The 13,121-nt window shown below is 66.8% G+C and carries 9 protein-coding genes; 3 read left to right on the top strand and 6 right to left on the bottom strand.

Annotation, left to right across the window (positions count from 1 at the left end):
- The first annotated feature begins 1 nt into the window (after position 1).
- Positions 2-1,024, top strand: a complete 1,023-nt coding sequence (locus H4W01_RS16440) for a LacI family DNA-binding transcriptional regulator (RefSeq protein WP_209613411.1) — start codon at positions 2-4, stop codon at positions 1,022-1,024.
- 3 nt (positions 1,025-1,027) lie between these two features.
- On the opposite strand, the gene H4W01_RS16435 is transcribed toward H4W01_RS16440, so the two are convergent.
- Positions 1,028-1,702, bottom strand: a complete 675-nt coding sequence (locus H4W01_RS16435; RefSeq protein WP_209612472.1) for a DUF6445 family protein — start codon at positions 1,700-1,702, stop codon at positions 1,028-1,030.
- Positions 1,703-1,845: 143 nt separating this feature from the next.
- On the opposite strand from H4W01_RS16435, the gene H4W01_RS16430 reads away from it, so the two are divergent.
- On the top strand, positions 1,846-3,345 hold the full coding sequence (locus H4W01_RS16430; protein WP_209612470.1) for an MFS transporter: 1,500 nt from the start codon (positions 1,846-1,848) through the stop codon (positions 3,343-3,345).
- Between the two features lie 11 nt (positions 3,346-3,356).
- On the opposite strand, the gene H4W01_RS16425 is transcribed toward H4W01_RS16430, so the two are convergent.
- From H4W01_RS16425 to H4W01_RS16410, 4 genes are all read right to left on the bottom strand, one after another.
- A complete protein-coding gene (locus H4W01_RS16425; protein ID WP_209612467.1) occupies positions 3,357-5,618 on the bottom strand; it encodes a glycoside hydrolase family 3 C-terminal domain-containing protein in 2,262 nt (753 codons plus the stop codon).
- Between the two features lie 101 nt (positions 5,619-5,719).
- Positions 5,720-8,758, bottom strand: coding sequence for an efflux RND transporter permease subunit (locus H4W01_RS16420; protein WP_209612465.1), 3,039 nt, complete (start codon positions 8,756-8,758; stop codon positions 5,720-5,722).
- A complete protein-coding gene (locus H4W01_RS16415) occupies positions 8,758-9,783 on the bottom strand; it encodes an efflux RND transporter periplasmic adaptor subunit (protein WP_209612463.1) in 1,026 nt (341 codons plus the stop codon). Before H4W01_RS16415 ends, H4W01_RS16420 begins: the two co-directional genes overlap by 1 nt.
- Positions 9,780-11,135, bottom strand: a complete 1,356-nt coding sequence (locus H4W01_RS16410) for a TolC family protein (RefSeq protein ID WP_334685315.1) — start codon at positions 11,133-11,135, stop codon at positions 9,780-9,782. The genes H4W01_RS16415 and H4W01_RS16410 overlap by 4 nt, the downstream gene beginning before the upstream one ends.
- 204 nt (positions 11,136-11,339) lie before the next feature.
- On the opposite strand from H4W01_RS16410, the gene H4W01_RS16405 reads away from it, so the two are divergent.
- Positions 11,340-12,344, top strand: a complete 1,005-nt coding sequence (locus H4W01_RS16405) for a YVTN family beta-propeller repeat protein (protein WP_209612461.1) — start codon at positions 11,340-11,342, stop codon at positions 12,342-12,344.
- Positions 12,345-12,358: 14 nt separating this feature from the next.
- Here H4W01_RS16405 and H4W01_RS16400 read toward each other — a convergent pair whose 3' ends face one another.
- On the bottom strand, positions 12,359-13,120 hold the full coding sequence (locus H4W01_RS16400) for a molybdopterin-dependent oxidoreductase (RefSeq protein ID WP_209612459.1): 762 nt from the start codon (positions 13,118-13,120) through the stop codon (positions 12,359-12,361).
- Position 13,121 lies beyond the last annotated feature (1 nt).

The following is a 13,121-nucleotide window of genomic DNA, read 5'->3' as shown; positions in this document are numbered from 1 at the left end:
GATGGCCAAGCGGCCGACTTCGTTCGATATCGCACAACTTGCCGGGGTCTCGCAGCCGACGGTGTCGCGTGCGTTGCGCGGGGTGAAATCGGTCAATGCGCAAACGCGCGCGCGGATCGAAGCGATTGCCCACAGCTTGCATTATGCGGTCGACAAACACGCATCGAGCCTGCGCAGCCAGGCGTCGAACACGCTTGCGCTGCTGTTCTTCGAAGAGACGGCGGATGAGGACGCGACGATCAATCCTTTTTTTCTGTCGATGCTCGGCTCGATCACCCGGGCCAGTGCGAGAGCTGGGTACGACCTGCTGATCTCGTTCCAGCAGCTTTCGGGCGACTGGCATGTCGACTATCAGGACAGCCACAAGGCCGACGGCATCATCCTGCTCGGCTATGGCGATTACGAGGCGTATCGCGCGCGGCTCGATCATCTGGCCGAACAGGGCACGCATGTCGTGCGCTGGGGCGCGGTCGGGACGGGGCCTGCGGGCATCACCGTCGGTTCGGACAATCGCGGGGGCGGTGCGCAAGCGACGGCGCATCTGATCGCCCAGGGGCGGCGACGGATTGCGTTCCTCGGTTCGGCCGACAGCCGCTATCCCGAGCTTGAGGAACGGCATCGCGGCTATGGGGATGCGCTTGCGCAAGCGGGGCTGGTCGCCGATCCTGCGCTGCGCGTCGATGCGATCACCAGCGAGGAGGCTGGTGTCGAGGCGGTTGCCACGCTCAAGGCGCGCGGTGCGGTCTATGACGCGATTTTCGCGGCGAGCGATAGCATCGCCATCGGCGCGATGCGGGCGCTGGCGGCGGAGGGGCGGAGCATCCCGGGCGATGTCGCGGTGGTCGGGTTTGATGACATTCCGTCGGCCTCCTTGACGACGCCACCGCTGTCGACGGTCGCGCAAGACACGCGACAGGCGGGGGCATTGCTCGTCAGCACCTTGCTCGGCCAGCTGCGCGGTACGGCGATCACACCGCCGCCGCTGCCGACCCGGTTGATCGCGCGCGCCAGCAGCGGCGCGTGAGCCTCAATCGTCGAACAGGAACAGGTTGAGCGTCAGCCGCCCGACCAACGGGTCGGGGGTAAGCACCACTTCCGGCGGCAGCCACGCACAATGCAGCGTGTTGCCCGCATAGACGAGCGCGCGGTTGAACGCCCCCGGCTGCACCACGATTTGCTCGAACAGCGGCGTGTCCCCGGCGATATAGGATGGCGCGGGTAACCCATGCGCGCGCACCTCGGCGTCGAGTTCGGCGGAATAGCGTTCGAGCCGCATAGCATCGACGCTTTCAAAACCGGTAGCAAGTTGACGGTAGAAGGCGGTGCCGCCCTGCGCAGTGTGGCCCAGGAACAGCAGCAGCGCGATGCGGCGCGGCTCGACCCCATCGAAATGCGGCAAACGCTGGATCGGTGCGAGCGCGCCCGGCGGCGTGGTGACGAGCGAATAATAAGCCTCCGACACCGCCGGCGCGCGCTCAAGCCCGAAATGGGTGGCGAGCAGGGGTGCTACCTTCGCCCGCATCGCCTCGGCCAGTCGCGGCGGCACGGGCGCGCGCAGGCCCGGATAATGCGGTCCGATCGGGGTCAGCCGCAGTGCGGCGGCATCTTCGCGGAGCAATTCGGGGTCGCTCCAGAACGAGTCGAGCACGAGCAGCGGGCGCTGCTCCTGGCCTTGGTGGTGGAGGGTTACGGTCATCGACATCGCACCGTCATGCCCGGCGCGGGACGATCCTCGCAAGCGGCGTGGTGGTTTGCGTATTCGTATGCACCCTTGTGCGCTACCGGGCTTGTCGGCAGTCAGGCGCGACAGACTGCGGCCGACCGAGCGGAACCGCAGCAGGGGAGGTGGGCTTGAACGAGAAACCGGTGCAGCGCTTCGGCGGGTTGTGGAATATCAGCTTCGGCTTCTTCGGCATCCAGATCGGCTTTGCGCTGCAAAACGCGAATATGAGCCGCATTTTCCAGACGCTTGGCGGATCGCTGGATGATCTGTCCTATCTGTGGATCGCGGCCCCGCTCACCGGGCTGCTGGTGCAGCCGATCATCGGCCATTATAGCGACCGCACCTGGACACGGTTCGGGCGGCGACGCCCCTATTTCTTTGCGGGCGCGGTGCTGGCGGCGCTGGCCTTGTTCGTCATGCCCGACGCCCGGATCCTGTGGTTCGCGGCGTTGACGCTGTGGGTGCTCGATGCGTCGATCAACGTGTCGATGGAGCCGTTTCGCGCGTTTGTCGGCGACATGCTGCGCAAGGACCAGCATACGGCGGGCTATGCGCTGCAGACGGCCTTCATTGGTGCGGGCGCGGTGGTCGGTTCGCTCTTCCCGTTCGTACTGACCCATCTTGGCGTGTCGGGCGACGCGCTGGGCGGGATTCCGGCGACGGTCCGCTACAGTTTCTGGTTCGGCGGTGCAGCGTTGCTGCTGGCGGTGCTGTGGACCGTCGGCACGACGCGCGAATATAGCCCGGCCGAGATGAAGGCCTTTGGCGAGCCGATGCTCGGCGAGCCCGCGACGCAACCCGTCCACGCGCTCGCGGCACGCGGGCTCGGCGCGAGCCTTTGCTGGATCGCAGCGGGCGCGGGCGTCGTGGTCACGGTGCCCACGCTTGGCCTGCAGAAGGAGGTCTATCTGCTGGGGGCGTTGCTGATCGCTTATGGCCTCGCCAGCATCGCGGCGATCCTGCTCGCGCGCGGCGGCAAGGCCGATAATCCGCTCAGCCTGATCATCGGCGACTTTTCAGGCATGCCGACGGTGATGAAGCGGCTGGCGCTGGTGCAGTTCTTCAGCTGGTCGGCGCTGTTCATCATGTGGATCTACACCACCCCCGTCGTCGCCCAATATGCCTTCGGCTCGAGCGACCCGACCAGCGCCGCCTACAATGCCGGTGGCGATTGGGTCGGGGTGCTGTTCGCAGTGTATAATGGCGTCGCGACGATCGTGGCGCTGTTGGTGTTGCCGCGGTTGGCAGCGCGGATCGGCAAAGTGCGCACGCACGGTATCGGGCTGCTTTGCGGTGCGCTTGGGTATGCGAGCTTCCTCGTCATCCGCGACCCCAATTTGCTGGTTTTGAGCGAAATCGGGGTCGGGATCGCCTGGGCTTCAATCCTTGCCATGCCCTATGCGATCCTCGCCTCCAGCCTGCCGCAGGCCAAGCTCGGCATCTATATGGGCCTGTTCAACGTGTTCATCGTCGTGCCGCAATTGCTTGTGGCGACGGTGATGGGGTCGGTGCTCAAGGCGTTCTTTCCGACCGAGCCGATCTGGACGATGGCCTTTGCGGCGGCGGTGATGGCGCTCGCCGCACTTGCGATGCTGCGCGTCCCCGAAACCGGCAACGCCTGACGCGCCCCGCTTTAGCGGGCGCGCCAGGTGGCGGGCAGCGTGCGCTCGGGCAGCGTCACCGTGACCGTCTGCCGGATGTCGCGCGCCGAGTCCGCCAGCATGACCCTGTAGGCACCTCCGGCAATGTGCCAGCGATGGTGGGCTTCATCCCATGTGGCGAGCAAACGCGGATCGACCGTCAGCGTCACCGCCTTGCGCGCGCCGGGTGCCAGCGCGACCTTGGTGAAACCGGCAAGACGCTTCGGGGCTTCCCAGCCGCCCGCGACCGGGGCGACGTAGAGCTGCGGAACGCTTGCCCCTGCCCGCGCACCGGTGTTGCGCACAGAGAAGGTCGCGGTGAGCACGCCGCCCGGCGCTGCTGCCTGCAGGCCCTCGCTGACGAAGCGCGTGTAGGACAGGCCGTGGCCGAAAGGGAATAAGGGTGCGATGCCCTTGGCGTCGAACCATTTATACCCGACCGTCGCGCCCTCTTTATACACCACGTCGCCGCTATGCGGTTTGGCGGGATCGGGCAGTTGATCGACGCTGCGGGCGAAGGTTACCGGCAGGCGGCCCGACGGATTGGCCTTGCCGAACAGCAGGTTGGCGATGGCCTTGCCCCCCGCCGTGCCCGGATACCAGGCCTCGAGCACCGCCCCGACCTGATCGATCCACGGCATCGCCACCGGCCCGCCGGTTTCGAGCACCACCACGGTGTTGGGGTTGGCCGCGCCGACCGCGCCGATCAGCGCGTCCTGATTGCCGTCGAGCGCCATCGCCACGTCGAACGATTCGCCCGCCCATTGTGTGGCGAACACGATCACCACATCGCTGTCCCGCGCAAGCGCCGCCGCGGCCGCCGGGTCGTTGCCATCGGCGTAGCGGACCGTGGCCCCCGGGGCCTGGCGCTGGATCTCGTCGAGCGGCGAGGACGGGTAATACATGATCGGCCCGGGCCAAATCGTCGGTTGCAAGCCCGGCACGGCATTGCCGCCGACCGGATAGACCAGCGACGATCCGCCCCCGGCGAGCACGCCTTTGTCGGCATGGCCGCCGATCACCGCGATCCGCTTCGCGCTGGCGGCGAGCGGCAGCAACCCACGTTCATTCTTCAGCAACACGGCCCCGGCTTCCGCTCCGGCACGCGTCACGGCGGCGTGGGCGGCATAGTCGATCGGCTGCTCGCTCACTGGACGCTCGAACACGCCTTGCGCGAACAGCGCACGCAGGATGCGGTGTGCCATCAGGTCGAGCCGGGCCGAGGGGACCGTGCCCTGCTCGATTGCTTGGCGCAGTGGCCCTCCGAAATAGGGTTCCTTGTCGAACGGGAACCCCGAATCCTGGTCTAGCCCGGCCTTGGCGGCGGCGATGGTGCTGTGCGTCGCGCCCCAGTCGCTCATCACATAGCCCTTGAACCCCCAATCGCTGCGCAGCACGTCGGTCAGCAGCCAGCTATTCTCGCAGGCGTAAACGCTGTCGACGCGGTTGTAGGAGCACATGATCGAACCCGGATCCGCACGTTCGATCGCCAATTGGAACGCCAGCAGATCGGACACGCGCGCCGCGCTGTGATCGAGCACCGAGTTTCCCGCGTTACGATCGGTCTCCTGGTCGTTGATCGCGTAATGCTTGATCGTCGAGACGATATGGTTCGACTGAATGCCGATCACTTGTTCGCCGACCATCGTACCAGCGAGCAGCGGATCCTCCCCGCCATATTCGAAGTTGCGGCCGTTGCGCGGCTCGCGCAGCAAATCGACCCCGCCAGCCAGCATGACGTTGAAACCCGAGCGCCGCGCTTCATCGCCGATCATGGTGCCGCCCGCGCGCGCAATCGCGACATCCCAGCTTGCGGCGGTGGCGAGGTTGGAGGGCAAAGCGGTGCGCTCGCGCTTTACTGCGGCACCGCCCTGAGTGGCAACGCCGACCCCGGCGTCGGTCTGATGCTGCGCCGGGATGCCGAGCCGTGCGATCGCCGGCACATAACCGGCCGAGCCGCTATGCGCGGCGGCGGGTGCGCGGTATTGCAGTCGTGGAAAGTCGGTGCCGAAATAGCCGAAGACGAGGGTCTGCTTTTCGTCGCGCGTCATCGCGGCGAGCAGCGCCTTGGCGCGCGCATCGGGGGACAGGCGGATATCGTTCCAGGCACCGCGCAGCGCGGGCTTCGTCCATTCGGGCAGCACGGGCATACCGGCGTCGGGCGCGGTCTGAGACGGTGGAGGCGGGGCTGCGACCTGGGCGGAGGCCGACGCAGCGACCAGCAGCAACGGCATAGCCGCAACACGAAATGTCATGACGAAATTCCTCTCTCGGCGGAGGTCGTACCGCGCTCCCGCAGAAACGCCAAGATGCCGCGATTGCGGTACCATTCGCAAAAAGAGGGTGTGCGGAGCAATCAGGTGGCACGACGCTCCGTCGTCAACCGCAACAGCACTGGCATGGCGAGCAGCACCAGCGGATATTGCAGCAACAGCCCGGCGATGATCGCGATGGCGAGCGGTTGCTGGATGCCGGATCCTTGACCGATCGCAAGCGCGAGCGGCAGCAGCGTGAAGATCGCCGCCAGCGTGGTCATGGTGATCGGGCGCAGGCGATTGCGGCTGGCCGCGCGCGCAGCCTCGGCGGGTGGCATGTGCCGCGCGAGATCTTCGAATTCGGACACGTAGAAGATCGCCATTTCGGTGCCGATGCCGATGATCATCGTCATCCCCATCAGCGCGGTGATGTTGAGATCGACCCCCGACGCCCACAAGGCGGTGAATACGGCGGTCGTCGACAATAGCGAACAGCCGATGATGATGACCGGCAGCCAGAAGCGCCGATAGAGGATCAGCAGCAGCGCAAATTCCGCGATCAGCGCGGCCCCGAACACCTTGACCAGCCCGGCAAAGGCGATCTGCTGTTGCTGATACAGCCCGCCCAGTTCGTAGCGGATGCCGGGGGCCAGCGTCCCCGGCCGATCGAGCGCGGCGGTGACATTGGCGACGGCGGCACCGATCCCGCGCGCCTGAATGCGTCCGGTCACCGCGATCATCGGCTCCAGATTTTCACGGCCGATCTGTGGCTGGCCGGTCACCGGCTGGATTGAGGCCACGCGCGACAAGGGGAATACGTGCCCGTCGGTCGCGCGGATCGGGAGCTGGGCGAGGCCGGTCTCGCTCATGGTCAGCGCCTCGGGCAGGCGTATGCGCACGTCGACTGCCTTGCTCGCTTGCGCCAGCGTGGTCGCCACGCTGCCCGTCAATGCGGCATTGAGCTGGGTTTCGACATCGGCGGGGGTGACGCCTTCCAGCCCCGCGCGCACCGGATCGACCCGCACCGTGAGCGCATCGCCGGCCAGTTGCACGCCGTCTTTCACTTCGACCACGCCATCGATCTTGCCGATCAGCGCGGCGACCTTTCGCGCTTCGCCCGGCAGCACTGCCGGATCCGCCGCATACAGCTTCACCTCGATCGGTTGCGGCACGGCGGTGAGATCGCCGATCAAATCCTCGATCAGTTGCGCCACTTCGATCTGCACGCCGGGCACCTTGGCGGTCACTTGCCGCGCGACGTCGGCGGCGACCTCTTCGGTCGGGGCGTGGGTGGGTTTCAGCCGGACGAAATAGTCGCCATGATAGCTTTGCCCCAAATCGCCGCCGAGCCCGGTGCCAAGGCGGCGCGAGAAGGTGAGGACATCGGGATTGGCGCGCAGCATCGCATCGATCTGGCCGACTTGCCGCTCGGTCTCGTCGAGCGAGGTGCCGGGCGGGGTATAATAGTCCATCACGAACCCGCCCTCATCGACCTTGGGCATGAAGCCGCTCGGCACATTGCTGTAGCTCACATAGCCAAGCAGCAGCAGCGGCACCGCGATGACCGCAAGCAACCACGGCCGCGCATTCAGCCGGTCGAGCGTGCGGCTGTGCAGCCGCGCGATGTGGTCGTCCTTGCCCGCGCCGGGATCATGCCAGGAATCGAAATCGACCAGCCAGCGCACCAGCACCGGCACGACAAACGCGGTCATCGCCCAGGAGATCGCCAGCGCCGCCGCCATCGTCAGCGACAGCGCCTTGGAAAAGGCACCCGTCACCCCGGTCAGGAAGGACAAGGGCACGAACACGATCAGCGTGGCGAGGCTGGAGCCGGTTAGCGGTGCCAGAAACTCGCGCGCCGCCGGGATGACGGCGGCATCGCCGCGCGGCGTGCCATCCGCGCCGGTGGCACCAGCGCGGCGCGCGATATGTTCGACCATCACGATGACATCGTCGATCAGCAGGCCGACTGCGGCGGCGATGCCACCCAGCGTCATGATGTTGAAGCTCATGCCGAGCACGCTCAGCACCAGCACGGTGGCCGCCAGCGTCGCCGGCACCACGATCGCCGCGATCAGCGTGACGCGCCAGCTCCGCAGGAACGCCAGCAACACCAAGGCGGCGAGCACCAGGCCGATCAGCACTGCATCGCGCACGCTCGCCACCGCTTCGGTTACCAGTGCGCTTTGATCGTACCAGCACACCAGCTTGACGCCGCTCGGCAGCGCCAGCCCGGTCAGTTTCTGCTGCACCGCCTGGGCAATTTGCACGGCATTGCCGTCGGGCTGTTCATAGATGTTGAACAGCACGGCGGGTTTGCCATCCTCCACGATGCGCTGCCACACCGGAACCGCGCCTTCCTGCACCGTCGCCACATCGCGGACGCGCAGCACGCCTTGCGGATCGGCGCTGATGACGATCGCGCCGATTTGCGCCGCGCTCGCCACGCTGCGATCGGCGATGACCAGCGACAGCCGCCCGCGATCCTGCACTTGCCCGACCGCGCTCAGCACATTGCCGTTCTTGATCGCCGCGCTGAGGTCGGCCATCGACAGATTGTGGTCGGCCAGTCGGTGCGGATCGGCGAGCACTTGCACCTCGGCGGTGCCGCCGCCCTGTACGCCGACGCGCGCCAGCCCGGGAATGGCGGAGAGCAACGGTGTCACCTGATATTTGGCGATTTCCTGCAACGCCACCGGATCGACCGTTTCGGACACCAAAGCATAAGAGAGGATCGGGAACACCGTCGGGTCCATCCGGCGCACGGTATATTGCGTGCCCGGCGGCAGCGTTGGCAGCGTCCGCGCCAAAGCGGAATCGACCAGCAAGGTGCTGGCGGTCATGTCGCGGCCCCAGCCGAAATCGATCGAGATTTGCGCAGTGCCGCGGCTGGTGCCCGAGCGCACATCGCGCACGCCGGGAATGGCGCGGATCGCCTCCTCGACCGGGCGGGTGACGGTGAGTGCGGTCTGGTCGGCGGGGCGGCTGCCGGAATCGAGATCGACCACCACGCGCGGGAACGACACTTGCGGGAACAGCCCGACCGGCAAGGCGAGCGCGGCGACGATTCCCGCCAGCGCGACCGCGAGCGCGATCAGAACGAAGGCGCGCGATTGCTCGCGCAGCAAACGTTCGAGCATCAGTGCGCCCACCGCACGGTATCGCCATCACCGACCTGATACGCCCCATCGACGATCAGGCGGCGCTTCGGATCGATCGCGCCGGTGACCACATCGCCCGCATCGGAGGCGAGCAGGATGGTGACCGGCACCGCCTTGGCCTTGGTGCCTGTGACTTGAAAGACATGCGGCGCACCGCCCGCCGTCACCACCGCGCGGTGCGGCACGATCCAGCCGCAAACCTGCCCGGTCGCAATCGCGACCTGGATCGCTTCGCCGGGCAGCAAGGCCCCTGCGGGAAAGGTGATATCGACATCGACCATGCGGGTTTTGGCGTTGAGCGCCTGGCTGACGCGCAGCACGTGGCCCGAAAGCGCGGCACCCCCCGACAGCCGGAGCAAGGACGCCGATTGGCCGATCGCGACCTTGTCGCGCTCCGCCGGATCGACCCCGGCGGTGACGACGATGCCGCCTGCCCGCGCAACGGTGAGCAATGTGGCCCCGGCTTGCGTACGGTCGCCCTGCGCCACGCTCACAGTGGTTACGATGCCGTCGAATGGCGCGGTCAGCGTGTGGACGGCGCGGCCAGCACCCTCGGCTTGCAGCGCGGCCAGCGCGGTGCGCGCATCGGCCACCGCTTTGTCCGCCTGGACGAGCTGATCCTGCGTCGCCAGTTGCTGCGCGAGCAGTTGCGCGGTGGTCGCGCGCTGCTTGCGCGCCGAATCCAGCGCCTCGACCGCCTGGAGATAGCCGCTGCGGCTGGCGGGGGCAGGGACGAACACTGCCAGCGCTTGCCCGCGCCGCACCGTCGCGCCCGGCGTAACGAGCAGCTTGGTCAGTTGCCCCGGTTGCGCTTCGTTGAAGGTCTGCGCGCCGTTGAGCGCGGGCGCAACCGATCCATAAGCGGTAACGGTCTGCGGCAGCGCGCCGTGCTTTGCCGCGACGGTGGAAACCAGCACGCTTTGCGGTTCGGCCTTGGTCTCGTCGGATGCCGCTCCACAGCCGACGAGCGCGAACGCTGCGGTTAACGCGATCAGCGCCTTCATCGCGCGGTCGTCCCGGTCTCGACCGCCGGCAGACCGTCGCCAACCAGCGTTTGCAGCGCGATCTGCCGGTCGAGCAGCGCCAGCTCCAGCGTCATAATGTCCTGTTCCTTGGCAAAGCGGTTCGAGACGAGATCGACATAGCCGCGCTCGTCGAGATTGGAGGCACCGAACGCCGCTTGCGCGCGCTCGGCGGCCAGACGCGCGGCGGGAAGGTCGCGGCGCGCCTCGGCAAGCTGGGCGCTGAGTTGCTCCATCTCGCGCAGCAGCGCGCCGACCGTCCCGATCGTCGATGCCAGCCGCGCGGCATAATCGGCATGGAGTTGCGCGCGCGTTGCCCGTGTGATGGCGACATTGCCCTGGTTGCGATCGAACACGGGCAGGCTGAGCGTCGCGGTCGGGCCGCCACTGACGACGCTGGAATTGTCGCTGCTGACGCTGCCGCCGAGCACCAGATCGGGAAATTGCGACTGGATCGCCTGGCGCACTTGCTCGTCCGCCGCCGCATAGCCCATGCGCAGCGCGATCAGATCCGGGCGGCGTTCGGGCAGCGTGGCGAGCCCGGTGCGGATCGCAGCCGGGTCGAACGGCGGCAAATCGACCTGCGTCGCCAGCGGCACGACGACATCGGGGGCAAGGCCGAGCAAAGCATTGAGCTGATGCGCCAAAGCGAGCTGTTTCTGGTCGAGCGCATTGAGCGCGCTGCGCGCCGCCTGCAGCGCGACGCGATCGGGGGCGACGGTCACCAGCGTTACGTTCCGCGCCGCCAGCGCCTGTTCGAGCTTCGCATTGCGCGCGGCGAGCAATTGATAAGCGGCGAGATAGCTCGCGCGGCTGGTGCGCCCGACGATCAGGTCGCTCGCGATCTGGCGCGCTTGGCCCGCGACTTGCCATTCCTGCCACACGACATCGGCGGCGACTTGCTGCTCGCTATCCTGCGCGGCGCGGCGGCGGGTGCGATAGGTGAGCAGCGTCTTGAGATCCTGGCCGAGCCCCACATTCCACGCCGGGACCGTGCCCACCCCCGACAGCAGTGGCAGAAATGCCCCGGTGAGGGACGGGTTGGGCAAGGTTCCAGCCTGTTTCGCCTGCCCGGCGGCAAGGGCGCGCTTCAGTCGGGCGGCCTTGAGCTCGGGATTGTTGGCCAGCGCTAGATCGACAATGTCGGCGACGGACAAGGGGCCGGTCGGCGGCGCGGGACTTGCGCGATCCAGCGCCGCGATCGTGGGGGCGAGCGGCGGGTTGGTCGCCAGCGGCAGCGCTGCATAATGCGCGCAGCCGCTCAGGAATCCCGCGAGCAGGATCGCCGTAAAGCGAGAAGCGAGTCGCCGCGCAGGCCGTGTTTCGCCGTTCATGAAATTCCGAGCATGGCGTTGGAAAGCGATGCTCGCGCTATGGATGCAGATGGCCGGGATTGGACATTGATTCTTCACAATCTGACCCAATACTGCGCGGATCATCGCCGTTTTGCTACAAAAACACCGCATTAGGAAACGCTAACGTGACGCGCGCGGGTGATGCCGTCAGAAGGGCCGCCTCGCTTTATCGTGGAGACCGCCATGCGTCCTCAATCGCTTCTTGCTGCGTTCGTTGCCCTTGCTTTGCCCTTGGCGGGAGGGGCCGCCGCCGCGCCGCGCTATAGCGTCGCCGCTGCGATTGCGGGGCCGGACGGGCCGTGGGATTATGCGCGGACCGACGATGACGGCACGCACCTTTATGTCGCACGCGGCACGAGCGTTACGGTGGTCGATCTGGCAACGGGCAAGGTTTCGTCGATCGGAAACGTTCAGCGCGGCCATGCGGCGGTGCCGCTGCCGGGCGGCGCGCTGCTGGTGACCAGCGGGACCGATGGTACTGTGCGCGTGCTCGACCCAGCCACGGGCACCGAGAGTGCCACGATCGCCGTCGGCAAGAAGCCCGACGCGGCGATCCTCGATCCCACAAAGACCCACGCTTATGTAATGAACGCGACCAGCGGCACCGTGTCGGTGATCGATCTCGCCACGGCCAAGCTGACCCAAACCATCACCGTCAAACCCGCGCTCGAATATGCGGCGTTCGCGGCGGACGGGACGCTGTTCATCAACAATGAAGAAGCCAATGAGATCGAGACGGTCGATGTCGCGCGCGGGGTGGCGGGTTTAGCGATTGCGCTGCCCGGCTGCGACGCGCCGACCGGCCTTGCTTATGACACGCCCCACAACCGCCTGATCGCGGCGTGCGCCAATGGCAAAGCGGCGGTCGTCGATGTCGCGACCCGCACGCTGACGAGCTTGATCGCGATCGGCGCGGGGCCAGACGCCGTCATCCTGGATGAAGCGCGGCAGTTGGCGTTCATCCCCTGTGGTAAAGATGGCGTGCTCGATATTCTCTCGCTGTCGGGCGCAGCGGTTGCGCATGTCGGCACGGTCAAGACCGAAGTGGGCGCGCGCACCGGCGCGCTCGATCCCAAAACCGGCACGCTCTATTTGCCAAGCGCGAAATTCGGACCTGCCCCGGCCGGCGGTGGGCGACCGGCGATGCTGCCGGGCACGTTCCACATTCTGGTCGTGCGCCCGGCCTGATCGCGGGCTTTGGCTCAGAGCCCGCTGAACCAGTTATAGCCGTACGTCTCCCAATAGCCGCCGGTATAGTCATTGCCGATCGCGATCTCGCCAATGTGCTTGGGGTTCTTGAAGCCAAGCTTCGTCGGCACGCGCAACTTCATCGGGAAACCGTGCTGGCGGGGCAACACCGCGTCATTCATCCAGAAGCAGAGCTGGGTTTGCGGATGGAGCGCGGTCGCCATGTCGATCGAGGTGGTATAATTGTCGTCGCAGCGGAAGGTGACGTATTTCGCGTGCCGATCCGCCCCGACCCGCGCCAGAAAATCGGAAAAGCGCACCCCGGTCCATTTGCCGATCGCGCTCCAGCCTTCGATGCAGACGTGGCGCGTGATCTGAGTGAAGCGCGGCAACGCGTAGAGCTGGCGCAGCGTCCAATCGTCCTTGCGCTCGACCAGCCCGGTGACGTTGAGCAGGAACTCGCGCGGGTCGATCCGCGGGGCCAGATCGGGTGAATTGGGCGTGTAGAAGGAATTGAACGGAAACGGGCGGGTGATCATCCGCGCGGGATATTCGCGCGCGAGCGTGTTGGGGTTGAACAGCCAGGCCTGCGCGCGGTCGTTGAAATCCGACATCGCGCCGAGCACGCGCTCGGCGCTCAGGCCGTCCACCATGTCGCAGCCGCTCAGCATCGCAAGCGTGCCAAGCCCCAGCGCGTTGCGCAGGAACAGCCGCCGCGTCGGCACGTCGAGGCCGCGCGCGGCGTCGCTCAGGATATAGCGGGTTTCGTCGTTCATG

The sequence above is a fragment of the Sphingomonas sp. PL20 genome, from assembly GCF_017875905.1.
Classification (GTDB): Bacteria; Pseudomonadota; Alphaproteobacteria; order Sphingomonadales; family Sphingomonadaceae; genus Sphingomonas; species Sphingomonas echinoides.
This window is presented reverse-complemented; position numbering and strand designations above follow the sequence as displayed.